Origin of the sequence: Auritidibacter ignavus, assembly GCF_029853775.1 — a bacterium.
Lineage (GTDB): Bacteria > Actinomycetota > Actinomycetes > Actinomycetales > Micrococcaceae > Auritidibacter > Auritidibacter ignavus.
Genome location: NZ_CP122564.1, coordinates 1,631,955 through 1,656,301 on the forward strand (window position 1 = coordinate 1,631,955; position 24,347 = coordinate 1,656,301).

Consider the following 24,347-nt stretch of genomic DNA (forward strand, 5'->3'; position numbering starts at 1 on the left):
GCTGGACTGTGGTGGCGGTGGCTTCAGTGTTGGTCATGGTGGGTGTCCTTGCCTGGGTTGTCATCAGTTGTCTCGTCATCAATCTGGAACCTCACGGTGGCTCCGGGTGGCAATTGCGCGGTTAGGTCCAGGTCGTCCTCAGTCACCACACCGATCACCGGATACCCACCGGTGACGGGATGGTCGGCCAAAAACAGCACCGGCAGACCCGATGGGGGGACTTGCAGGGCTCCGGTCACGGCTGGTTCAGACGGCAGTTCCGCGTCCTGAACCCGTTGTAGCGCGGTGCCACCCTCGGAAAGTTCGAACCGCACGCCGATGCGGTTGGAGTCGTCGGAGACCCGCCAGGGTTGGCCAGTCAGCTGTTCCAGTCCGGCGGGACCGAACCAGTCATCGCGTGGCCCGGGGAGCACCCGCAGTACGGTAGCTGGCCCGTCGACTCTCGGCAGAGTGGGGTGCACTGCTGGTTCGGCAGTTCCGGTGGCGGCTAGGGGGTGTTGGGGTTTATTGACCGCAAGAACGGCGCCTTCCCGCACCGATTCTGGTCCGATGCCCGACAGCGTGTCGGTAGCGCGACTGCCAAGCTGGTCGGTCGCCTCCAGGCCACCTCGGACTGCCAGGTAGGTGCGTAGCCCGGCCTCAGGGGTGGGAAGGTGCAGGTGTTCACCGTCGAAGAGCGCAAAAGCTGCGTTGACCGGAGCCTGCCGAGAACCGGTCGGTGCGGTCTCCGGGGCCCAGATCTGTGCAGGGGTGCCGGTTCCGGTGAGTGCCAGCACGTGGTGCCCGCGGGCTTGGATCGTCAGCCCGCCCATGAGCACTTCAAGGACGGCGGCGTCGGAGTCGTTACCGACCAGCCGGTTGGCTTGCCGGGCCGCGGCCCGATCGGCCACCCCGGAGTGGCTGACTCCCAGATCGGCGTAGCCGGGCCGCCCCAGGTCCTGCACCAAGGTCTGGAGTCCGGTGGTGATAATTTCCAGCCCGTGTTGCGGTGTTGCGGTGGCACTGAGTTTCTCGTGTGGTTGCTCACCAGACCGGTGATCGGTGGAGTTCTGGGTGGTGGTCAGCCGTTCCCGGACGGCGTGATACTGGACGCGGTCACCGGGGGCAACCAGCGCTGGAGAGGGCCGGTCAAGATCCCACATCACTGCGTTGGTGTGACCCAGAAGTTGCCACCCGCCCGGTGAGGCTTGGGGATAGACGGCGGAGAATTCTCCCGCCACGGCCACCGACTGTGCTGGTACCCGTGTACGCGGCGTTGGCCGGCGAGGAATGGAATAGCTGTCGCCGGTGGAAACCAGATAGGTGAATCCTGGGGCGAAACCACCGAAGGCGCCCAACCATGTGGTGCCGGTGTGCCAGTTGATCACCTCATCGACACTCATGGACAACTGGGTGGCGACTTCGCAGAGATCTGCACCGTCATACACCACCTCGACGGTGATCAACGCGCCGTCGTGCGATGCGGCATCCGATAAGTTCCACTGGCTGATGTTTTCGGCGGCGTGGCGGGCTTCGGCGTCGGTGTCAAAGAATAGCCCCACGGTGCGAGCCGTGGCCAGGACTTCGCGTTGGCCTGCGACCGGGTGGGTGGACAGGCGCTGGTGGAGCGCCATGACCTGATCGATATCGGCGCATTCCACCAGAAAGCAGCGACGACCGGCCCAGCGGATGGTCGGGGCGCTCATGCGAAGGACTCGATCGTCACACCGGCTTCTTCCAGGCCACGACGCACCGCGGCAGCCATCGACACTGCCCCGGGTGTGTCGCTGTGAACGCAGATGCTACCGGCGTTGACCTGTATCTCGGTGCCATCAACGGCTTCAATGATGCCTTCTTTGGCCAGACGCACCATCCGGTGGACGACCTCCTGCTCGTCGTGGAGCACCGCGCCGGGTTGCCGGCGGGAGACCAGGGTCCCCTCCGGGGTGTAACCCCGATCGGCAAACGCTTCATAGACCACGGGCAGTCCCGCTGATTCGGCCAGGGAGGCGGCAATAGAGCCGGGCAGAAGCAACAGTGTCAGTCCGTGACCGTGGGTGACCAGCGCATCGACCACAGCTTCGGCGTGTTCGCGGTGATTGACGATGGTGTTATACAGCGCGCCATGGGGTTTGACATAAGCCACCCGGGTACCAGCTGCTGTGGCCATCGCATCGAGGGCCCCGATCTGATAGAGCACGTCGTTGCGTAGCTGGTGAGGGTCCTCATCCAAGAAACGACGTCCGAATCCAGCGAAGTCGTTGTAGGAAACATGGGCGCCCACCGTGAGCCCGCGCGCAGCTGCAAGCTGGCAGGTGTTGAGCATAATGGAGGGGTCGCCCGCGTGAAACCCACAGGCCACATTGGCCGACGACACTGAGGAGAAAATCGCGGCGTCATCACCCATGGTGTAGTTCCCGAAAGACTCTCCCACATCACTGTTGATATCGATCGTGAGTTTGTGCTCAGCGTTCACGACGTGTCCTCCGTCTCATCTCGAGTGGTGTAGATCTCTAGAATGCCACACAACCCTCAAATTGTTCAACAATCCGAGGGTTCTGTGAGCGTCGGAGGAGGTCTCGAGATCTAAGAGAAGTTCTCGAGCAGAATCTCAGCCAACCGTTCGGGTTGTTCCACGGGAATCTGGTGGGCGGCCTGATCGACGGTGGCCTGGGCACCGTGCTGCACCCGATCGGCAATCAGGTGAGCATCCGAGGAGGAACACACCTGATCGTCGGCACCGTTGATCGCCACGATCGGCACGGAAATCTTCGGCAGCGCTTCGCGCACATCGAAGGCACCCAGAGCTTCACATAGCCGAGCGAAGGACACCTGGTCGGCTTTTTCTAATACCGTCTGCAACGATTCAGCCCGGTCGGGGTGCTGGTCGGTAAAGCCTTCGGCGAACCACCGACTCACCGAGCCAATCACTTGGGTTGCGGTGCCGGCCGATTCGACCAGTTGGGCGCGCTCTTGCCAACCCGCCTGCTCGCCGATTTTGGCCGCGGAGGCCACAATGGCGATTCCGTCGAAGAGTTCTCCATGGTCGAGACCGAGCTGGAGCCCCACCTGACCGCTGATCGAGACACCGGCGTAGTAGACCTTGGCCTCCGGACCAATGGTTCCCTCAGCCCGCTGGGTGGTGATGATTGCAGCCACCGCATCCGCCAGGTCCTCAATCCGCACTTTGGCCTGGTGGGGCGGTGAGGTGTCGTGGCCGGGCAGATCCCAACCGATGACCCTGAAGCGCTCTGCCAAGTGGTTGGCCGCGTGCTGCCACAGCCCACGCACCCCGGTCCCCATGCCGGCTCCTACCACCAGGACATCTTTGTCGGTAGCAGGTGAATCGGTCAGCGAGACGGTATTGACCACCGGGGTGGATTGCTCGTCGCTCGCGTGCTTCAGCTGGTCGGTCATTGATTGGCTCCATTCTCGGCAGACGTCTGTCGTTGAGTGAGTCGGCCCCGATCGTGTTGCTTCCCCGCCTGACGACATTGTCAGGCACGGTTCGGCCTGAACTCTCACGACACTTCAGTTCACTTCAATTCCACCAGTGTAACGTGACTGGCTTAACATCAGAGGGCCATCAGGCCGATCCTCCGCGACACAAATTCCCAGGAAACGTTCATATTTCCTCCAGCGTCTAATCATCTGGGGTCATTACGATGTTAAACATCCTCTTCGAGGTGTGAGTGATGAGTAGAGCCGACCCGGTTGCTGTCGACAGCAACCGGGTCGGCTTCTTTAATGCTGGTCTGCCCCGTTTCACCCGGTTTGTCCTGGTCCATGGGCAGACAGGTCTCTGCACTATTCGTCCAATAGCACCGCAGGTTCAGCCAACACGGCAGCGATTTCACCTAGGTAGGTGGCAATCTCTGCTCCGTCGACCACGCGGTGGTCGAAGGAACCCCCGAGGGTCAGCACGGTGCGGGGCACGATCTGGTCATCCACCACCCACGGCTTCTTCGACCCTTTACCCAAGCCCACGATCGCGGTGTGGCCCGGGGTGAGGATCGGGGTTCCGGCATCGAGACCCAGCGACCCGAAATTGGTGATCGACACGGTACCACCGGCGAGTTCGGCCGGTTGGGTCTTGCCTTCTCTGGCGCGGGAGGTCAATTCCATCATCGCTCGCGCGATATCCTTCAGGCTCAACAAGTCCGCCTGCGGGATCACCGGTACGATCAGCCCGCGAGGCGTGGCGGCTGCGACCGCGACGTTGACGTGCTGGTACTGCACGATCTCGTCGGGTTGGCCATCTTGTGTCCCCGATTCCCACAGCGAGTTGAACTGAGGGTAGATCGTGGCGGCGCGGACCATGGCTCGGATGGCCAGGATCATCGGGCTAACTTTGATGCCTTCCCAGGAGGGTGAGGCCTTGAGCTGTGCCAAGAACTCCATGCTACGAGTGATGTCGACGTCTTTAAACACCGAGACGTGCGGAGCCTGCGAATACGACTGCATGACCGCGTTCGCGGTGGCTTTGCGCACACCTTTAACCGGGGTGCGCGCGACGATAGCCCGGGGATCGGTGGCCTGTGCCTGAGCTTGGGTTCGACCCGATGTTGCCGTGGCACCAGCGGGAGTGGACTGGTTCAGAAAGCCTTCCACATCCGCGCGGGTGACATCGCCGCGAGGACCGGTTGGTGTGACCTGCGCAAGATCGACGCCCTGGGTCTTGGCGAAGTATCGCACCGGTGGCTTGGCCAGCACGACAGTTGTCGTCGGTGTCGGACTCGGTGCTTGCTCCGGTGCTGACTCTGGTGCTGGGTCAAGCTTCTGGGTGGCCGGTCTCGGCTGGGCCGAGGTGGCGGCTTTTTTCCGTGCCCGGCGACGGGTAGCTTCATTTTTCGGCCCAGAACCCACCAAGGGTTTATCGGCCGCTACTGCACTGTCTCCGCTGGAGTCAGGTTCGTCGCCGGCGGTTGCTGAGTCGCCAATACCAATCAGGTCTTCACCGACCAGTACGGTATCGCCTACCTCGGCGAAGAGCTTTTGGATGGTGCCGGCAAAGGGGCTGGGGAGTTCAACCAGTGATTTAGCGGTCTCAATTTCGACCAGCACATCGTTGACGGCAACGGTGTCACCGACGGCAACCCGCCATTCGACAATATCGGCTTCGGTCAGGCCTTCTCCCACATCGGGGAGCTTAAAAATTTCCATGAATACCCCCTCAGGTTAGAAAGCCAGTGTGGTGTCGACCGCATCCAGAATGCGGTCGAGATCCGGGATGTGGTCGTGCTCGATCTGCGAGGGCGGATACGGGATGTGCCATCCGCCTACCCGGGCGATCGGTGCTTGCAGGTAGTAGAAGCACCGTTGGGTCAGCCGGGCCGCGATTTCACCGCCGAGCCCACCAAACACGGAGGCCTCGTGGGCTACCACCATCCGGGTTGTGCGCTTCAGTGAGGCTTCCAGAGTGTCAAAGTCGATCGGTGACAGCGAGCGCAGATCCACCACCTCGATGCTGATTCCTTCAGCTTCGGCGGCTTCGGCAGCGGCCAGTCCGACCGCGGTCATCGCGCCCCAAACCACCAAGGTGAGATCTGTGCCTTCTTTGGCCACCACGGCCTTCCATGGGTCGGCTGCGTGACCGGGATCGGAGAAGTCGACGATACTGCGGGCGAAGTAGCGACGCTTGGGCTCAAAGAGCATCACCGGGTCGTGGCTACGAATTCCAGCCCGAGTCAGCCAGTAGGCGTCGTGGGCCGTGGAATAGGTCAGGATCCGCAACCCAGCGGTATGAGTGAACAGGGCCTCGGGTGATTCACCGTGGTGTTCCACAGACCCGATCCCGCCACCGTAGGGTAGTCGGATGGTGACCGGAACCTGTTGGGCCCCATCCATGCGGGCATGGAGTTTGGCCAGCTGGGAGGTGATCTGGTCAAAGCCCGGGTAGACGAACCCATCGAATTGGATTTCGGCCACAGGGCGGTAACCAGCTAGCGCCAGCCCGATCGAGGTGCCAATAATCCCGGATTCGGTCAGCGGCGAATCCACCACCCGGTCGCCACCAAATTCGGCTTTCAAGCCCTCGGTGACACGGTAGACCCCACCGAGTGAGCCGATGTCTTCGCCTTGCAGTAGCACCTTGTCGTCGCTGGCGAGTTCATCGGCCAGGGCCTGGTTGATGGCTTGACCAATGGTCAGTTTCTTCGTCGCAGTCTCGGCGGTAGCGCTCATCGTTCACCGCCGTTCGCGACGGGTTCGTCAGCAAAGCCGGCGTGGTACTGACGGTATTCAGCTAGTTCTTCATCAATCAACGGGTGTGGCTCCGCGTAAGTGTTCTGCATGAACTCTTCGAGGGTCAACGTGTTCTCTGGCGCCATCGCCAAGACCATGTCGCGCAATTGATTGGCTTGTGCATCGGCATCCGTGGCAATCTGTTCGAAGAAATCGTCGTCGACCTTATATTGCCGTCGCAAATAAGCTTCTGTGCGTCTCAGCGGATCCAACCGGGCGTAGGCATCTTCCTCGTCCTTGGTCCGGTACTTGGTGGGATCATCAGCAGTGGTGTGGGCCCCGCGCCGGTAGGTGTGCGCCTCAATCAAAACCGGGCCCTTGCCGGAACGAATGCGTTCGGCAGCCCACTGGGTGACGGCAAACATCGCGATAGGGTCATTACCGTCAACGTTGATGCCTTCGAAGCCGTAGCCGGCTGCGCGGGTGGAAATCGGTACCCGTGATTGGACGTTAAAAGGCACAGAAATAGCCCACCGATTGTTCTGGCAGAAGAACAGGGTGGGCGTGTTTTGCGATGCGGCATAGACCATACCGGCATGGACGTCACCTTCCGAGGAGGTGCCGTCCCCGAAACAAGCCAGCGTTACCGGGGGGCGATGTTTTAGATCAGCACCCTGCCATTTGGCGTGATCGAGTTTGGTGCCCCAGGAATACCCCACGGCTTGGGGAACTTGGGTGCCCAACACGATGGTGTAGGGGTGAATGTTGAAGTCGCGAGAATCCCACCCGGAGTTTTTGGCACCGCGGAAGAACGTGAGCATATCGCGCACGGGAACTCCGCGATGGAAAGCCATCACATGCTCACGGTAGGTGGGGAAAATGTGGTCGGTGTCATCCAGAGCAAAGACTGCCCCAGCTTGGGCAGCTTCTTGACCGAAGCAGGAGGCCCAGAGTACCAGCTCGCCTTGACGTTGCAGGCTGGTGGCCTCGTTATCGATTCTGCGGGTCGTTGCCATCAGCTGGTAGAGCTGCTGGAGTTGTTCCTGATTGAGGTGATCCGCGTGGGACTGGAATCGATCCGCAGTGTGGGAGGGCTGATAGATTCCATCCGGGTCGAGGAATTGGACAGTGTCGGCAGGTAGGTCAGCGGGGATCTTCTCTGACCCATCATCACCGACGGGGACAATAGAGGTTCTCTCGGTCATGGCAAGGTCCTTCCTGGTCGTCATCGCGTTGGAATGGGTGACTCCAACACGTGAGAACTATCACTAATCTACCAGGAGAACCGCGAAACCATGCCGGACAGTTGTATAATGCTCCGCCGGTTGCGGGGGCGACTTACCGAGAGACGTTGAAGAACTCTGCCACCATCTGCAACAACCGCTCATTGGCTTCAGCTTCACCAATGGTGACGCGCACGCCTTCTTGTCCGAACCCGCGCACGGACAGACCCCACGTCGCGGCCTTCTGTACGAATTCCGGGGTGCGTTCGCGAAGGTCCAGCCAGAAGAAGTTTGCTGAGCTTTCGGGTACCTGAATACCCATGGCGTGCAGCTCACTCAACACCCAACGACGCTGTTGCTGGACGATGGCCACCCGCTTATGCACCTGGTCGAGGTTCTGCAAAGAAGTGATCGCGGCGGTTTCGGCGATGGTGGAGGTTGCAAACGGGGTAGCCATCACGCGCACGTGGGGCATCAGGTCCGGATGCACCAGCGCATAGCCGATCCGAAGATTGGCCAGCCCGTGAGCTTTGGAGAAGGTTCGCACCACGGCCGCATTGGGGTAGCGGGCAAAGAATTCCAGGCCATTGACGGCCTGGGGGTCCTCGATAAATTCCACGTAGGCTTCGTCGAGGACCACGAGAACATCAGCGGGAACCTTGGCCATGAATTCATCGACCTCGGCGGTGGTCAGCACCGGGCCGGTGGGATTATTGGGGCTACACAGCATGATCATCCGCGTTGCCGGGGTGAGTGCGTCGGCCATGGCCTGCAGGTCGTGACGACCGTCGGCTAGCAACGGGACCCGAATATCTTGGGCGCCTGCCGAGAGCACGACAATCGGGTAAGCCTCAAAGGAACGCCACGGGATGATGACCTCGTCACGGGTCCCGTCGGCGCTGGTGCCCGCCAGAGTGGACACCAACTGGGTGAGCGCACCCAGCGATCCGGCGCCGATCACAATGTCGTCGGGGTCAACGTCCAGGGTCTCTCCCAGTTCCTGGCGCAGAGCGGTGTACATCGTGTCCGGATAGCGGTTGAGAATCTCACCGGCAGGTCGCTCGTGGTCTTCGGTCGGTGCGGCGCTGAACAGTTCGGCCAGCTTGTCGATCACCGCTGGCACCGGGGCGTAGGGGTTCTCGTTGGACGAGAGCTTATAGGAACGCAAGCCCGGCACCTCCCCCGAGGGTTTCCCGGCAACATAGGCGGGCAGCTCGTTCAACACGGCGCGGGGGTAAACTCCGTTTGTGGTGCCAGGCTGCTGAGCCTGGTGGTGGTCGCGGGACGCGGAAGATTCAGGGACATTCATAAAAACCATCGTATCGTTGAATGGTGCTCACCACATTTTCACCTTCGTGTGCCACGATGAGGACATGAGATTCTTGCTCAACACCGCTGTTACCGCGGTGGCTGTGTGGCTTGCCACCTGGCTACTACCCGGAATGTATTTCGTCGGCGCCAGTTCGACCGGGGAGGAAATCCTTGGACTCCTCGGTGTCTCGGTCATCTTCGGCGTGGTGAACGCCGTGATTGGCCCGTTTCTGCGGGTGCTCTCGCTGCCGGTCACCTGCCTGACATTGGGGTTATTCACTCTGGTGATCAACGCTGTGTTGTTGTGGCTGAGCACGTGGATCTCTCAGATTTTCCCGGTGCACCTAGAAATTGATGAGTTCTGGTTTACCGCCATTTTCGCCGCCATTATCATCTCCTTGGCCTCAGCCATTATGCAGCGAGTGCTCGCAGCGCTGTTTCCGCCAGCCGAAGCCTAAGGCACCGGCCTGTTAGGAGGGCAACGGTGGCATGCTGATCCGGGGCGGCCCTAATGGGCTCGTGGTGGGGCTTAGGGTCCGACTGTTCTTTCCCACGTCTTGCATGACAGAGTGGGCGCCCTCTGCGATCCGGTCTAACGGATTACGGGGTGCTCCGGGATCGCGGCGCTGGAGCGAATAGGTTTTGGTGGCCACCGCCCCAGTGGTGATTCCAGACAGATGCTGTAGCTGATGCTCCAGTTGCCCCCGAACCACCGGATCCGCCACTGCGTCCCGAGTCATTTCCTCCAGGTTATGCCAGCTGTGCCCGGCACCGAACGCCCCGGATTCAGCGGGGTCTGCTCCCGCAGGGAGATCTTCCAGGATCACTCGGGAATGGTTCACTCCCCCATCGGGTACCGGGCCGCTGAGCGCGGTCGCCCGGTCTCTGATGTGCTGAAACCCGAGATAAATAGTGTCTGGATCGTGGTCGACGTGGTGGTCTGGTGCACCGTAGGTGACAACCGCCTCCACATCGTAGACGTCAGTGATCTTGGGGTTGGTCGCCACCGTTGAGGCATGCATACCGCCTTGGGAATAGCCGCTGAAGATCACCTTCGCCCCCTCGGGCACCCCAGCTTCTGCAAGAATCTCGACGGTGGCATCAGCGACGTGTTGAGACCCTAAGGTCATCCCTTCCCGCATTCCAGTGGCACCCCAGGCATTTTCTTCAAATCCGAAGTCTTGAAGTAGTTGTTGGGGGTTGAATAGCTCGTCAGGGTCTGAGATGTCCAGGTCATCAAATTGTGACCCCGGGTAGCTGACCGTATAAACCTCCTCGCCACTGTCAAGAGTGATCCTGCCAACCTGCATGGATGATTCTCCAGCATTTTCAGGGAAGGACCCCTCCTGGTGCTTCAGCAACCACGCAATACTGCCATCCGCCCGTCCAGCCTCGGCCCACCCTTGGGCATCGGTGTCACCTTTCGTGGTGTTTGTGGTGTCATACCGGCCGACTCGCAAAAGTCCCGCCGTGCCAACCACGCCTCCGGCCAGCATCCACAATGCTTCAGTCTGGGAGAGCTCCGGGTTGTCGGTTATCAGTTTCAAACCGGCTTCAGTGACATTGGCTACTGTGCCAAGAGCAAGGCCGCCGGCCGGACTAAAACCAACGTGGAGCAGGTTTAATACCGCTTCGGGCCCGTCTTCGAGTAAGCGGGCTAGGTCTTCGGTGCGGATATCTTGGCCGGTCACCAGATCCCCCAACATTCGTGTTCCGGACACCGCCAGCATTAAGGAAGACATCTGCTCTTCGACCACGCGTTCTGCCTGACGGTATCCTGCCACAGCGAAATCCACGCCCTCCGCTAAGCCGTAGGATTCAGTGGCCAGCCAGGCCAGTCCTGAACTCACCTCGACAGCACGGGCCCGTACCTGGGCTCCTGAAGGAACGGTCACTGTTGCGAAACTCAGCGCACCACTCCACGCAGTAGCTTTTGCCCCCAGTACCCCGGCACGCACTGCAATGTCTTTCAAGAATTGACTACCACGTTCCAGTTCTTCAAGATTGCCCTGGATTGACGAGGCTCCACCCACCACCGAGGCCATCAGCACACTCCCGTCGCAATATCAGCGACCGTGGACCGGGCCGCGTTCAGAGCATCCCGGGCCTGGGCCGCCTGGACCCGTAGCTCGTCGATTCCCTTCCGGCCCGCCTGTTTCATGGCAAGCGCTGAGTCAGAGATATCCCGGGTCTTCGCCTCGGTACGTCGGGTCTTGTCTTTGAACGCTTCCCCGGCCATCGAGTGCCAGTCCAGGCCACTGATATCGCGGAGTCGGGAGGCCAGCTGCTCAATTTCTGCCTGAACCCCCTGAACTTCGTCCACGACCGTTTCCAGTGCCAGGGTGGCTTTCTCGATGGCGGCCACTCCCAGGTCTCCCACCCCGGGTCCCTCCGACCACTGCTGAATGTGGGGGGCCACATGCGTGCAATACGCTCCGGTGGCGGTTTCAATCAGTGTCATCTCGCGCCTTTCGTCTCCTGCGTCATCTCATAACTCATCGAATCAACGTATCGACGAATTCAGCGTAGGAAGCGCCCACGTTCTCCACCGTCTTCTCGGGCCAACAGTGGATAACCGTTGCAAACCTTCAAGCCTGTGGACCGGGCGGGAAAACGTGCAAAAATAGAAAAATGACCTCCACTGATTCTTCACTCGCGACCACCGATTCTGCACGTCGTTCTTTAGCTGACGCCGGGGCAGTGCTCGGACCCCTGGATGGCCGGTATCGGTCATCCGTTTCGGAGCTCACCGAGCATCTTTCCGAGGCGGCACTGAATAGAAATCGTGTGGTGGTGGAGGTCGAGTGGTTCATTCACCTGTGTGAACTTCAGGTCCTGCCTGGTCTGGACCAGCTCTCCGCCGACCAGAAGCACGAGTTACGCCGGCTGTACACCGAGTTCGACGCTGCCTCGATCGCCGAACTGGCTGAGTTTGAGGCCACCACCGTCCACGACGTCAAAGCCGTGGAATACTTCATCTCCGCCCATCTGAAAGACATGGGACTGCAGCGGCTGACTTCGCTGGTGCACTTCGCCTGCACCAGCGAAGACATCAATAACCTCGCCTATGCCCTGGGTATTCGCGATGCGATCCACCAGGTCTGGATCCCGCGAGCGCAAGAAACGATCGACACGATCACCGAGCTCGCACAAGGGTGCCAACACACCCCGATGCTCTCACGCACCCACGGCCAGCCGGCAACCCCAACCACCCTGGGCAAAGAATTGGCGGTGTTTGTCCACCGCCTGCAACGCCAGCTGGATCGCATCTCCCGCCAGCAATACCTGGGCAAGATTAATGGCGCCACCGGCACTTACGCCGCCCACCACGTGGCTGTCCCCCACGCTAACTGGCCGGTAATTGCTCAGTCCTTTGTGGAAAGCTTAGGGCTGAGCTTTAATCCCCTGACTACGCAGATCGAATCCCACGACTACCAGGCAGAGCTCTACGATGATCTCAGCCGGTTCAACCAGATCCTGCACGGGTTCTGCCAGGACGTGTGGTCCTATATCTCCATCGGCTATTTCACCCAGGTCCCGGTTGCCGGGGCGACCGGGTCCTCGACCATGCCGCATAAGGTCAATCCGATCCGTTTCGAAAACGCCGAGGCCAACTGCGAGTTGTCCAATGCCATCCTGCACACACTGGGTCAGACCCTGATCGAGTCCCGGTGGCAGCGCGACCTGACCGACTCCACCTCCCAACGCAATATCGGGGTGGGGCTGGGCCACTCGGTGCTGGCCCTGTCCAACGTCACTCGCGGGCTGGGGCAACTCACCGTCGCCGAACAGGTGCTGGCCGCGGACCTGGATAACAACTGGGAAGTACTCGGTGAGGCCATCCAGACCGTGATGCGCGCTGAAGCCATTGCCGGCACCGAAGGCATGGAACAACCCTACGAACGACTCAAAGAACTCACCCGCGGTCAGCGAGTGACCCCCGAGCGGATGCGCGAGTTTGTCCGGTCCTTGGGGCTGAGTTCCCAGGCCGAGGAGCAGCTACTGAAGCTCACCCCCGCGGCCTACACCGGGGTGGCCGCACAATTGGCGGCCGAAACGCTTGAGGGACGTCGCTAACGCGAAGCCTCACCAGTGTGTTAGCGTCATTCATCCTGGCCCAGACCGACCCAGACGATATCCAGGACCAACAGCCCCGCGGGATCGATGAATTCCCGGAACCCACGGAGCAGATGCCAGACTCTTCGGTGGACTATCTGCCCGATATTGTCTATTTTGCCGACCTATCCGGGGTGTTCTTCTTCGCGGTCTCCGGTGCACTGCTGGCCTCCCGGCGTGGTTTCGACATCATCGGCTCGGCGCTGCTGGCAGCGCTGACCGGACTGGGTGGCGGTGTGGTCCGCGATGTGATCATTAACGCTGGGGTCCCCAATGCGTTCGCTTCCCCGTCCTACATGATCCCGGTGGCCCTGGCGGTCTTACTGGTGTATATCCGAGTCATTGACTCAGACCGGCTCCGACGCACGATCCTGGTGTTTGATGCCGGAGGACTCGCTGTGTTTTGCGTGGTCGGTACCCTGATCGCCACCGATGCGGGGCTACCGGTCGTCTCGGCAACACTTTTGGGCGCTGCCACCGCGGTCTTTGGCGGGCTCTTACGCGATGTGGTGGCCAACCAGATCCCGGCCATCTTCAACCCCCACGATATCTATGCCATCCCGGCGGTCTCCGGCGCTGCGGTGGTGGCAATTTTGAACGCCTTGGATGTCTACGAGCCACTCTGGGGTGCCGTGACTGCCGTGGCGGTGTTTAGTTTCCGACTCGTGGCCCTGCGATTTAAGTGGCATGCTCCCAGCGCGGCTTTTGGCGGGACCTTCGCCTGGCCCTGGCAACGTATCGATCCCAAGCCTGACGATGAAGAGGAATTAGCGGACGAGTTGGAGGATGAACTCGACGAGCTTGATGGTCCCGATGACGATCCAGGTTCTGACTCGGATGATTCAGATCCCGATCACGGCCCCGACAAGTTCTAGGGTGTGTGCCCGGTGTCATAAACAGGCCGTTTTCTGGGGGCTGACGTTGAGCATTGATAAATGACGGCCATACTTGAACAACGTCGTGAGCGCCCGTCTGCTGACGCCCACCGAGCCCTAGTCGCGCCGCTGTTCTGCCCCGGCGGGGAGACACCTGCCACGCTGGCTGCGTTCGCCACTTTTGCGGTGGGATGTATTGCCCGTCGGCTGGGAGGGTTGATCATTGGTCATGTCGGCGACCACTACGGCCGTCGCCCCGCATTGTTGCTGACCGTCATGGTCATGGGTGTGGCTACCGCCGGCATCGGGCTCTCCGGGGCCACCACGCTGGTAGCCGAATTTGTTCCCCAAAACGGCGTGGACTGTTCACCTCATTCGTCGTGGGCAGGCCTGCGGCCGGTATCGCCCTGGCGACACTGGCGTTCCTGGCGGTTTTCATCCGCCAACGGCTGGAAGAAACACCCGAGTACTTAGAGGCACGTGACCGCACCGAAGAACGAGAGGACCAGCAGCGTGCTCCGGTCTCACGACTGTTCCGCCACCATTTGCACGGATTGGTCACCGGGTTTTTGATGATGACCGGCCACAATGCCATCAACTACACCCTGGCGGTGTTCGCCATCTCGCCGATGACCTTCGAACACGTCGGGCTCTCCCGCCCGGCCGCCCGGGGCGATGATCGGCTCGGTCACCGCTTTTGCGATCCTGCTCGGTCTGGCCTCGAGTTCTGCGTGGCTCGCCGTGCTGGCCGTAGCGACCGGCGACGGCCTGGTCATCACCTTCACCTCGGGAGGCCAAGGTGCCTTCCTGGCCGGTTGTTGCCTGCTGTCACTGGTGGCCGTGGTGTTCGCTTCCCGCGCTCAGCACTGAGGGCGGTATCGGCAGGGTACTAGTCCTCGTGGTCGTTGAGCATGTGCGCTCCACGGTTGGTGAGTGCGAAAATCAGATCGTCCTGTGTCACCTGGGTCGCGCCACGTAGCACTGCGGCCTTGGCGGCGTCCTGGGCGGCCAGCACCAGTTCGGCGTGGCTGAGTCCGGGCATGTATTGGCCGTACACGTCGGCCTCATTGACCGTGACGTCCGGAGCCAGGTTACCCAGTTCATTGCGCATCACCTGGACCGCCACCCGCGGGTCTGGTAGCGAAAAGTTCAGCACGACGTCGAAGTGGCGGAACATGTACCGTTCCAGCGCTTCCCGCCGATTGGTGGCCGCCAGCGCGATGGAGCCGGGCTGAATCTCGTCCAAAAACATCATGAACGCCCGGAACACGCCACGGTCCCGGGCGTCGCGGTGTTCGATGGCGACGACGCCGAACATGTCGAATAAGAAGATCGCGTTGCGTTGCGTGAGTTTTTTGAATACGCCCCGCAAGGACCGAACATCCTCATCTTCGGAGTAGGCCGCCAACAGCGAGTCCAACCAGACGGTGACCAGTGGCAACCCCAGTTCTGAGGCCAAAATTTTGGCGGTAGCGGTTTTACCAGTCCCGGCCGGGCCTTCTAAGAGCACCCGGTAGGCTGGGTAGAGGCCGGCTTCTTTGAGTTCTTCTTCCGAACGGTGCTCGGCAATCAGTTGCCGGAGCCGTTCGATGAGGTCATCAGAGATGATCAGATCATCCAGATGTCCCTTGGGGCGGGTGACCTCAATATATTCGGTCAGGTCCGAATCAACCAACGCGTCGGTGTATTCGGCGTCGAGGTCTTCGTCTTCGCTGGCTTTCTCACCGGTGGCAGCATTGACCGCGTTGTGAATCTCTTGGGCGGAGTTGCGTCGCCCGTCGCGTAGCTCGCGGGTAGCAACGTCGCGGGCCACCGCATAGAAGCTTTCGTCGTCGCCGGCAGCGTGGTTGGCGACTAAGGCAGAAATGTCGTGGCTTAGCCCTGACATGGAGAAATCAGTCCCTTAGATCATGTAGTGTGACATACCCATCATAGTCGGGTTGTCTAGGAGGCCACGGCGCTGGCCATATTTGTCAGCTCTTGGGACATCGGCTGATGGAGACGCCAAATGATGGTCATCGGTTTCGCGCCTTCGCAGGAGACCAGGTCAGCGGTGCCGAGACAGACGAAGGCTCGGGTGCCGATGACATCGGTGGGAGAATGCCGGGCGAACAACATCGTATGGGTCCCGTTCTCCGCTTTGCACTTGTAGCGTTTCCCGGCTCGTGAATCGGGACCGACTCTACTCTGAGACTCCCAGTGAAACAGCTCGGGACTGATCGCGTAATCCCGGTACATCGTGGTCGGGGAAAAATCACGTTCGGATTTATGCAGGTTAATCAGTAACGCATCGGTCTCAAAAGCCTCCGAGTACTGGACACCCTCAACGTGGGAGGCTCGAGGCTTTTCCCAGCTGGAGACATCCAAGGCAGCCAAGATTTCTTCGCGGCGGTAACTGGCCCGGGCTACCAGGGGCACCTGTTCCCCCAGGGCGGTGGTGGCGGGAACGATCCGGGCGGTGGCGAGATTGTGCTCAAAAATCTGCTCAATTTCGTCCACTAGGATCTTTTGGTGCCGTAGCCAGTCGAACGCGTGGTCATAGGAGGCGAACGTGTCGTCCTTCTGGTAAGGATGCAGGAAAGAGAAGTAGAACATCCGCGCCCAGCGTTGTTCTGGCTCGGTCAGTGCCTCGTATCTGAAGGGTTCGTGGATGAGCTCGCGGTAGATTTTCACCCGCTGTTCGTCATTGACGTGCAAGAGACGAAAGGCTCCGAAGCTTGTGGTGAGGCCTTCGTCAGTCACCGGTGCGTCGTCGCCTGCCACCTCGGCACGGATGGAGGTCCACGACCGTTTGGAGCCAGCCGAGCGGTAGATGTCCTCGATGGTGCGGTCTGCCTCCGTGAGGTAGTGATGGAGTGTATAGCGCCAAATGTTCCGGGTCCCCAGATGTTCCCGCACGTCTTGAATCACAGCGTTTTTGGTGCTGGAGGTGTTTTTCTTCAGATTGTCGAGAATCCGGTCGCTAGCGATCTGGTCGAGGACGATCTGGGTGCCCGCAGGCAGGTAGGGAAAACCGTGTTCGACATCCTTAACGAGTCTGCGACGACCCGAGCCGGTCAACGCGCGGAATTTGCGGTCCATGCGGAATTTTTCGTGCTGTTGCCCGATCAGATCCAGCACTGTGAGCACGTTCTTCTCGGGGCCACGGCGCAGACCACGACCCAGTTGCTGGAGAAAAATCACCGGTGATTCAGTCGGACGCAGGAAGACCACCGTGTTGACCTCGGGGATGTCCACACCCTCGTTGAACACATCCACGGTGAAGATCATCTTCAGCACGCCCGTAGTGAGCTGTTCCACATACAGCCGGCGTTTGTCACTCGGGGTTCCTCCGGTAATCGCCTGGGCCGCAATTCCGATCTGGTTAAATCGGGTGGCCATGAACTCGGCGTGTTGCACGTCGACACAGAATCCCAGCGCCTTCATGTGGCTCAGGTCGGTGAGCTTATCACGCAGTGCTTTAACCACCAGGCGCACGCGTGCGTCATTGCCGGTGTAGAGGTTACTGAGTTCGGTTTCGTCGTAATGGCCTCGTGTCCACCGCAGCCGGCTGAGATCCAACTCGTCGAGGTCGGCGATGCCGAAGTAGTGGAAGGGAACCAAAATATCTGATTCCAATGCGTCCCACAGTCGCATTTCGGTCGCGATGCGGTGATCAAAGAAGGCCGCCACATTGACGCCATCAGCACGTTCGGGGGTGGCCGTGAGTCCCAGGAGTTGTCGAGGCTGGAAGTAATTCAGCAGACGCCGGTAGGTCGGTGCTTGGGCGTGGTGGAACTCATCGATGATGATCACGTCGAAATGCTCCGGATCAATGCGGGTGATGACCTCATCGTGAAGTGATTGTACGGAGGCGAAGACGTGGTTCCAGGTCCGTGGGCTCGCTCCATCGACCAGGAGCTCTCCGAAAGACCCGTCGGCCAAGATCTCCTGGAAAGTCCGCCGGGATTGGCGCAAGATTTCCTGGCGGTGGGCAACGAATAATAGCCGTGGTGGATCATGGCGCCAGGGGTTCTGCGGGTCGGGTGTTTGCGCGAGGTTCCGGTAGTCGAGTCCGGCCACCACGGTCTTGCCGGTGCCGGTGGCTGCCACGACGAGGTTTTTATTTCGGCCGTGTTCGGCTCGTTCGGCGGCCAATTGTTCAAGCATGATGACCTGGTGCGGATAAGGGCGCACCTCCAGTCCGCTGATATCAGTAACCACATCATCGCCGACGGTCATGGTCACGCTAGGGCCGTCATGTCGGTTTTCTACCAGCGCACGCTCCAGCCGATCGCCATCGCGTTCGGGGTCGTAGGGCTCAAACTCGGCACTGGCCCAGAAGGTTTCGAAGGTCGCTTGGAATTTGTCCATCACCGCCGGGGTGGCGATCTGGGAGAGGCGAACGTTCCATTCCAACCCGTCGAGCATGGCCGCCCGGGAAAGATTCGAGGACCCCACATAGGCGGTCGAGAATCCCGAATACCGATGGAACAACCAGGCTTTGGCGTGTAACCGGGTACTGGTGGTCTGATAGCTGATTCTGACCTCGGCCCCGAATTTTTTGACGAGCCGGTCGATCGCTACTCGTTCTGAGGCACCGATGTAGGTGGTGGTCAGCACACGGAACGTGGCTCCGCGATTTTTGAGTCTGGTCAGTTCTGCTTCGAAAAGCCGCAACCCGGACCACTTCACGAACGACATCAGCAGGTCGACGCGATCGGCCGTATCAAGCTCGGAACGAATCTCGGCTCCGATCTGTGGTTCGCCCTCTCGGCTGTGGGTCAGCAATCCGGCCTCGGATAATGGTGTTTCTGGACGCACCAGGCGGTACGCTGAGTTGTCGCTCACGCGATGGGTGGTGCTGTGGTCGCTGAGTTCCGCACTGACCAGGTCGAGTAGCTGTTGCGCCCGTGGTTTTGACTCCGGGGCGGGAAGAAGCTGGTCGGCGGCGAACTCGTCTCCGAGCACGCCGATCACGCGCTCGGCTAGGGCAAGGCGTTTTTTAGTGGTGTCGCAGTGCTCGAGCGCGCGCTGGATGAGTCCGGAAAGATACTGGGCCAGCTGGGAGTTTTCCTCCCCAGTAGCCACCGGGCGGATAGAGGCCTCGACGGTCCCGTCAGCCAGGCGTTGGTCCAATTGGCTCTGTCGGCGGTGGGTAAGTAGCGCCTCGTAGGCTCCGAGGGGAAGAGGCATTTCAGATTGGTCGGGGCGCTGGCGACTCATACCGAAAATACTATAAGGTGCAGCTGTTTCTGCACATAGTTGCCGCGTGGGCGGAGGTGGTTAAAAATCACGTGGTGGCCGGAACCAGCATATTGGGTTCCAGCCACCACGAGGGCGACAGTGTCACGCCACAGCGCGAGCAAGCAACTTAGGCGAAGGCACCGTGTCCGGTCAGGTCACGACCGATCAGCAGGGCCTGCACCGACTCGGTGCCTTCATAGGTGTGAATACCTTCAATGTCGGCCATGTGGCGGATGACACCGTGCTCGAGCTTGATGCCGTTGCCACCCATCAAATCGCGGGCGTCAGCGGCAATCCGCCGAGCGGTGCGGGTGTTGTTGTACTTAGCCAGCGATGCCTGGGTGGGACGAAGGATGCCGTTGGCTTCCAAGTTGGCCAGTTGCACGCAGTAGAGTTGCATGCTCACCAACTCGGAGAGCATCCGGGTCAGGCGCTCTTGAACCATCTGGTGTTTGGCCAACACCTTGCCAAACTGCTTGCGCTGGGTGGCATATGCCAGAGCAGCTTCAAAACATCCGGTGGCGTGACCCAGTGCCGACCAGGCGACACCGGCACGGGTTGCATACAGTACCTTGGAGACGTCTTTGAAATTGTGCATATCTGGAAGCACCGCATCAGCGGGCAGGTGCACGTCGTCGAGCCAGATATCGGCCTGGTCGATACCGCGCAACGACCCTTTATAGCGGATCGGTGTGGCCGAGTAGCCTTCGGTTTCCTGTGGGACGATAAAGCCACGCACCTTGCCGTGGTCTTCTGCACCTTCGGAGTTCACCCGAGCAAAGATGAAGGTGATGCCCCCGGCAGCGCCGTTACCGATCCAGCGCTTCGAGCCACGAAGCACCCAGGAGCCGTCTTGTTGGCGGGTGGCTTGGGTTTCCAGACCGGCCGAGTCGGAGCCGTGATCGGGTTCGGTCAGACCAAACGCCCCCGGAATCTCGACCGTGGCTAGGGGCTTGAGATATTTTGCTTTCTGTTCTTCAGAACCGAAGTAAACCAGGGTTCGCAGTGCCAGCCCACCCTGGACTGCCAGGATGGTGCCCAGCGATCCGTCAACACGGGAGAGCTCCATATTGACCAGACCGGTGGCCAGCGGAGAGAATTTTTCCAGGTCGGGGTGGTCGAGCCCGTCGCTGAGCAGACCTGCTTTGCCGAGCCCCTGGGCGATCGAGACCGAGTATTCGTGCTTATTCCATCCATCAGCCAGTTGCTCAGCGACGGATTCAGCATAATCGCGGGCGCGCAACCACACCGCACGATCTTCGTCGGGGATATCGGAGAAGACCTGATAGTAGTCAACATCGAGGGCATCGGTCACGTGGTAGTCGGGCTCAGTACGGCCTGGAAAAGTGTTCTCTGTCATACTCACATGCTACCGCTGTTCACGGTTGCAATTGATTGTTGTCTAGAGCACACCGCGGCTATTGCGCGCTGTGGGGTTGAATCGTGATGCAAAAGAACCGAAAAATGACACCATTTTGACAGAAACACTAGACATTCAGGGCGCGACCTAGTGAAATATTTTCAAACAAATGTGAACTAGGACACTATTGCTACGTGCTGTAGCAGGACCGGATCGTCAGGAAGAGATAAAGGATCAGTCAATGCGAATACCGGCGAAGGACTTGGACCTGAGAAATATTGAGCAACTTATCGAAGTGAATGCAGGCAATCGCACCGTGACCGGAACATTGAGCTGCCTCATCCGTACTCCCTACGCCATTGAGCTGGTCATTGGTGGCTCCGAAAAGGTCACCGTCGGCTTCGAGGATGAGGTCGATATTTATCGGGGAACACTGCTGGCGCACTTGGTCCGTCGCGAGAAGCTGGAACAAGAAAACGGGGGCATCCTCTCCGAACAGGATCTGCAGGACATCGAGTCCATGCTGGACCCATTATTTGAGTTACTCACCGGCGCCCGGGCAGGCTGTCAACCGCCCCCTGATCAGCCGAGCTCGACGACTTCAGATGGCACCACCGGTCCGCACCCGGTCAGCGCTACAGTGCTACCGACTAAGAAAGCCCGGTCGCTCTATCCGACCCCGTTGGAAATCGCCAACCAACGCTAATCTAGGCGTTGTCGGCCGCCAGCTGACCACAGGCCCCGTCAATTTCTTGACCACGGGTGTCACGCAAGGTGGTCGGTACCCCGGCTTCATTGAGTCGGCGTACGAACTCGTCGGTGATTTCGGGTTCCGAAGCCGTCCAAATTGAGCCGGGAGTGGGGTTGAGCGGAATCGGGTTGACGTGCACCCATCCGTGTCCGCGGGCATTGAGTTTCTTCGCCAGCAGGTCGGCGCGCCAGGCGTGATCATTCATATCTTTGATCAGCGCGTACTCGATGGAGACACGACGACCGGTGGCCTTGTAGTAGTTATAGGCAGCATCGATGGCTTCATCGGCCGACCAGCGCGAGTTGACCGGCACTAGCTCGTCACGCAACTGGTCATCCGGGGCGTGCAGGCTCAAGGCGAAGGTCACCGGAATGCCTTCGGCAGCCAAACGGTTGATCGCAGGCACCAGACCCACGGTGGAAACGGTGATGTTTCGAGCCGACATTCCCAATCCGGCGGGGCTGGGCTCGACCATGCGGCGGACCGCGGCGATGACGCGTTTGTAGTTGGCCAGGGGCTCACCCATGCCCATAAAGACGACGTTGGTGACCCGTTCTGCCTCACCAGATTCATGGTGGGTCCGTCCACCCAGTCCACCCTCGGCGATGAAGCGATTGGCATGCACGATCTGGTCCACGATCTCAGCGGCGGACATATTGCGAGTCAACCCGTTCTGCCCGGTGGCGCAGAAGGGGCAGTTCATGCCACAGCCAGCTTGCGATGAGACACACAAGGTAATCCGGCCCGGGTAGCGCATCAGCACGGACTCGACCAGGGCACCGTCAAAGAGCCGCCAGAGAAACTTCACGGTGTCACCGTTTTCGGTGGTGAGTTTCCGAACTTCAGTCAGCAACGATGGAAAAAATTCGGCAACCAGCTCGTCACGGGATCCGGCGGGCAAGTCGGTCATCCGCTCCGGATCGGTGGTGTAGTGGGTGAAGTAATGGGTCGAGAGCTGCTTGGCCCGGAATGTCGGGTATCCCAACTCAACCAACTTGGCCTCACGTTCTTCCAGGCTCAAATCCGCCAGATGTGTTTGGGGTTGAGCGACTTTGGGCCGTTGCTTGAACTGTAGCAGTGGACGCCCGTCGGGCCCGGTCTGTTGGACCCATCCTTCGGTCTGGGGTCGCACCTGGGGACGGTTGTTATCGGTCCGGCGCGGGCTAAACTCGCTGGGCGCACCGTATCCGTGACGCTTGAGGCGTGCTCGATCTTCGGCAAGTTCCCGCGCCTCGGTTTCGTCCATCAGTGCCCGCTTCGGCGGATTCAGGCGCGTTCGACCTGCGCGATCGGTCTCGCGCTTCACGGGGCGGGTACCTGGCTGGCGTGGGGTATAACGTTGCGACATAACGCTTTAATTATCGCATGATTACCGCACCCACGGTCTACAAACCGACCATCCAGACATCATGACTTGTGGTGTGATTTCTGAAGTTTATACACCGGCGTGTCCAGCCCTTCATAGCGGGCCTTCAGCTGGATCGCCAGGTATTTGGAATAGTGCCTGGACTGATGCAGATTACCGCCATGGATCCAGAGGTTTTTCACGTTAGTGGGTTTCCACATATTGCGAAGTTCTCCCTCCCAAGGACCGGGATCCCTTTTGGTATCGGAGCCATAACCCCAGCATTTCCCCACGGTGTCAGCAACTTCCGGGGAGATAATGTCGGCCAGCCATTCGTTCATAGAGCCGAAGCCAGTGGCATAAACCACGAGATCCGCGGGCAACTCCGTGCCATCGGCGAGTACGACCGAGTGCTCCGTAAGGTGATCCACCTGCCCGTTGCGCAGGCTCACCTCACCATCAATGATCAGTTGTGAAGCTCCGACGTCAATGTAGTATCCGGAACCACGTCGTAGGTACTTCAGGAACAGTCCTGAGCCATCCTCGCCAAAGTCGATGCTAAAGCCCGCATCTTCCAATGCCTGGTAAAACTCCGCATTCTCCTCGCGCATTTGTTCAAAAGCCGGGCGTTGAACATCCGGCAGAATTCGGTAAGGCCAGGAAGCGAATAGCCTGTCGGCCCGGTCTGTATCGATTCCTGCCTCCACTGCATCTTCGGAGTACAGGGGTCCGAGCGCGAGCTTCATAAGTGAATGACTGGGCGAGATGTGTGTGGAGGAACGCTGAACCATCGTCACGTTCGCGCCGTGCTCCCAGAGGCTGGCACAAATGTCGTGCGCGGAGTTGTTAGATCCAATCACCACCGCACGCTTGCCCGCGTAAGCCTCACCACCACGGTGCTGAGAGGAATGATGTTGCTCGCCGGCGAATTCAGCCTGGCCGGGGAACACTGGAACATGTGGGTATCCGGAGACACCCAGCGCGAAGACCAGGTGCGTGGGGTAGAGGGTGACCTCTTCGCCGTTGCGGTCCACCCGGACCTCCCAGCGTTGCGTTTCTTTGTGCCACTGCGCATTTGTGCAGGTAGTGCTGGACCAGTAATTCAGCTCCATGAGATCCACATAGTACTTAAGCCAGTCTGCGACCTTGTCTTTGGACGGGAAGACCGGCCAGTTGTCGGGGAAATTCATATAGGGCATGTGGTCGTACCACACAGGGTCATGCAGGTGTAGAGACTTATAGCGGTTACGCCATGCACCTCCCGGAGACTCGTAACGATCGACGACCAAAGTGGGCACCTGAAGATTCTCCAAGCGTGATGCCAACCCGATGCCGCCTTGGCCTCCCCCAACGATCAACGTATAGGGCTGCTCAGTTACCCCGAGTGTTTGCTCGCGCTCTTGACGAGTTTCGAGCCATGTCTTGCGTCCTTTAGTGATGCGATGGCTTACTCCTTGCGGGCGACGGCGACCCACCCGTTCTTCGAACCCGCGAAGTTCCTCGAGAATAGTCAGTAATGTCCAGGCGACGTTGTTACGGATCCGCACAATCGCCTCCCCTCTCCCAGCATCGGTCTCAAAGCTTAGCCACGCGGTGGTAACTCCATCCTCGGTGACCGGTTCCTCAGTAATGCGCCAATTGCGTGGTGATGCCTGCTCCAGGGTCGCAGCGACGAGCTCCCTGATGTGCTCGTGCCCTTCAGCAGTGTAGAGATTCCAGGTAAACGCCACGAAGTCTCGCCAAAAACCGTCTGGCTCAAATACCTCTACCACCTGTTCGGCGTTATGGGAGTCCAAAGCTTCCGAGAAGCTTTGAAGCCAGTTTTCGGCGATGGCAATAGCTGATTCCTGAACTGATGTATGCACCTGACGGGTGTTTTCGTTTGTCATGGTTTTCTCCTCGAATTCGTCGTCTTATACCAGTCCGCGACAGACATCTCTCAACACACCGTGCAGACTGATATAGTGACATCAATCAC

General features: G+C 59.8%; 20 protein-coding genes. 6 read left to right on the forward strand and 14 right to left on the reverse strand.

Going from position 1 to position 24,347, the window contains the following annotated elements; translation table 11 throughout:
- Positions 1-23 precede the first annotated feature (23 nt).
- From QDX22_RS07465 to QDX22_RS07495, 7 genes are all read right to left on the reverse strand, one after another.
- Positions 24-1,685, reverse strand: coding sequence for a 5-oxoprolinase subunit B/C family protein (locus tag QDX22_RS07465; RefSeq protein ID WP_279717701.1), 1,662 nt, complete (start codon positions 1,683-1,685; stop codon positions 24-26).
- Positions 1,682-2,455 (reverse strand): LamB/YcsF family protein, encoded by a 774-nt coding sequence (locus QDX22_RS07470; protein ID WP_255580650.1) that lies wholly within the window; start codon positions 2,453-2,455, stop codon positions 1,682-1,684. Before QDX22_RS07470 ends, QDX22_RS07465 begins: the two co-directional genes overlap by 4 nt.
- A 110-nt stretch (positions 2,456-2,565) precedes the next feature.
- Entirely contained in the window at positions 2,566-3,396 is an 831-nt protein-coding gene (locus QDX22_RS07475; RefSeq protein WP_166769842.1) for an alpha/beta fold hydrolase, read from the reverse strand.
- Between the two features lie 390 nt (positions 3,397-3,786).
- The gene (locus QDX22_RS07480) at positions 3,787-5,142 is read right to left on the reverse strand and encodes a dihydrolipoamide acetyltransferase family protein (RefSeq protein WP_122549230.1); all 1,356 of its coding nucleotides are present in this window, start codon (positions 5,140-5,142) and stop codon (positions 3,787-3,789) included.
- Positions 5,143-5,157: 15 nt separating this feature from the next.
- On the reverse strand, positions 5,158-6,162 hold the full coding sequence (locus QDX22_RS07485) for an alpha-ketoacid dehydrogenase subunit beta (protein WP_110122979.1): 1,005 nt from the start codon (positions 6,160-6,162) through the stop codon (positions 5,158-5,160).
- Positions 6,159-7,367, reverse strand: coding sequence for a thiamine pyrophosphate-dependent enzyme (locus tag QDX22_RS07490; protein ID WP_110101417.1), 1,209 nt, complete (start codon positions 7,365-7,367; stop codon positions 6,159-6,161). The genes QDX22_RS07485 and QDX22_RS07490 overlap by 4 nt, the downstream gene beginning before the upstream one ends.
- Before the next feature lie 133 nt (positions 7,368-7,500).
- Positions 7,501-8,694, reverse strand: a complete 1,194-nt coding sequence (locus tag QDX22_RS07495) for a histidinol-phosphate transaminase (protein WP_110110952.1) — start codon at positions 8,692-8,694, stop codon at positions 7,501-7,503.
- Positions 8,695-8,758: 64 nt separating this feature from the next.
- Here QDX22_RS07495 and QDX22_RS07500 point away from each other — a divergent pair, with 64 nt between their 5' ends.
- Complete coding sequence (locus tag QDX22_RS07500) at positions 8,759-9,154, forward strand: phage holin family protein (RefSeq protein WP_110098154.1); 396 nt, start codon at positions 8,759-8,761, stop codon at positions 9,152-9,154.
- Positions 9,155-9,166: 12 nt separating this feature from the next.
- On the opposite strand, the gene QDX22_RS07505 is transcribed toward QDX22_RS07500, so the two are convergent.
- Both QDX22_RS07505 and QDX22_RS07510 read right to left on the reverse strand, forming a co-directional pair.
- On the reverse strand, positions 9,167-10,741 hold the full coding sequence (locus QDX22_RS07505) for a hypothetical protein (protein ID WP_147472544.1): 1,575 nt from the start codon (positions 10,739-10,741) through the stop codon (positions 9,167-9,169).
- The gene (locus tag QDX22_RS07510) at positions 10,741-11,157 is read right to left on the reverse strand and encodes a hypothetical protein (protein WP_110122982.1); all 417 of its coding nucleotides are present in this window, start codon (positions 11,155-11,157) and stop codon (positions 10,741-10,743) included. Before QDX22_RS07510 ends, QDX22_RS07505 begins: the two co-directional genes overlap by 1 nt.
- Before the next feature lie 170 nt (positions 11,158-11,327).
- Here QDX22_RS07510 and purB point away from each other — a divergent pair, with 170 nt between their 5' ends.
- The 4 genes from purB (at position 11,328) to QDX22_RS07530 (ending at position 14,557) form a co-directional block, all read left to right on the forward strand.
- Complete coding sequence (gene purB / locus QDX22_RS07515) at positions 11,328-12,773, forward strand: adenylosuccinate lyase (RefSeq protein WP_122549232.1); 1,446 nt, start codon at positions 11,328-11,330, stop codon at positions 12,771-12,773.
- Positions 12,774-12,790: 17 nt separating this feature from the next.
- Positions 12,791-13,687 carry a trimeric intracellular cation channel family protein gene (locus QDX22_RS07520; protein WP_341771012.1) on the forward strand — a complete coding sequence of 299 codons (897 nt, stop codon included), beginning with the start codon at positions 12,791-12,793 and terminating at the stop codon, positions 13,685-13,687.
- Between the two features lie 60 nt (positions 13,688-13,747).
- Entirely contained in the window at positions 13,748-14,161 is a 414-nt protein-coding gene (locus QDX22_RS07525; protein WP_122549233.1) for an MFS transporter, read from the forward strand.
- 201 nt (positions 14,162-14,362) lie between these two features.
- Positions 14,363-14,557, forward strand: a complete 195-nt coding sequence (locus tag QDX22_RS07530) for a hypothetical protein (protein ID WP_122549234.1) — start codon at positions 14,363-14,365, stop codon at positions 14,555-14,557.
- 19 nt (positions 14,558-14,576) lie between these two features.
- On the opposite strand, the gene QDX22_RS07535 is transcribed toward QDX22_RS07530, so the two are convergent.
- The 3 genes from QDX22_RS07535 to QDX22_RS07545 form a co-directional block, all read right to left on the reverse strand.
- Positions 14,577-15,575, reverse strand: a complete 999-nt coding sequence (locus QDX22_RS07535) for an AAA family ATPase (protein WP_110101413.1) — start codon at positions 15,573-15,575, stop codon at positions 14,577-14,579.
- A gap of 56 nt (positions 15,576-15,631) precedes the next feature.
- On the reverse strand, positions 15,632-18,892 hold the full coding sequence (locus QDX22_RS07540) for a DEAD/DEAH box helicase (protein WP_243857475.1): 3,261 nt from the start codon (positions 18,890-18,892) through the stop codon (positions 15,632-15,634).
- A gap of 148 nt (positions 18,893-19,040) precedes the next feature.
- The gene (locus QDX22_RS07545; protein WP_110098161.1) at positions 19,041-20,273 is read right to left on the reverse strand and encodes an acyl-CoA dehydrogenase family protein; all 1,233 of its coding nucleotides are present in this window, start codon (positions 20,271-20,273) and stop codon (positions 19,041-19,043) included.
- Between the two features lie 241 nt (positions 20,274-20,514).
- Here QDX22_RS07545 and QDX22_RS07550 point away from each other — a divergent pair, with 241 nt between their 5' ends.
- Entirely contained in the window at positions 20,515-20,979 is a 465-nt protein-coding gene (locus tag QDX22_RS07550; protein WP_110110946.1) for a hypothetical protein, read from the forward strand.
- A gap of 1 nt (position 20,980) precedes the next feature.
- Here QDX22_RS07550 and rlmN read toward each other — a convergent pair whose 3' ends face one another.
- Both rlmN and QDX22_RS07560 read right to left on the reverse strand, forming a co-directional pair.
- Positions 20,981-22,372 (reverse strand): dual-specificity RNA methyltransferase RlmN, encoded by a 1,392-nt coding sequence (gene rlmN, locus QDX22_RS07555; RefSeq protein WP_279673444.1) that lies wholly within the window; start codon positions 22,370-22,372, stop codon positions 20,981-20,983.
- A 59-nt stretch (positions 22,373-22,431) separates the two neighbouring features.
- A complete protein-coding gene (locus QDX22_RS07560) occupies positions 22,432-24,258 on the reverse strand; it encodes an NAD(P)/FAD-dependent oxidoreductase (protein WP_279717702.1) in 1,827 nt (608 codons plus the stop codon).
- Positions 24,259-24,347: the final 89 nt, after the last annotated feature.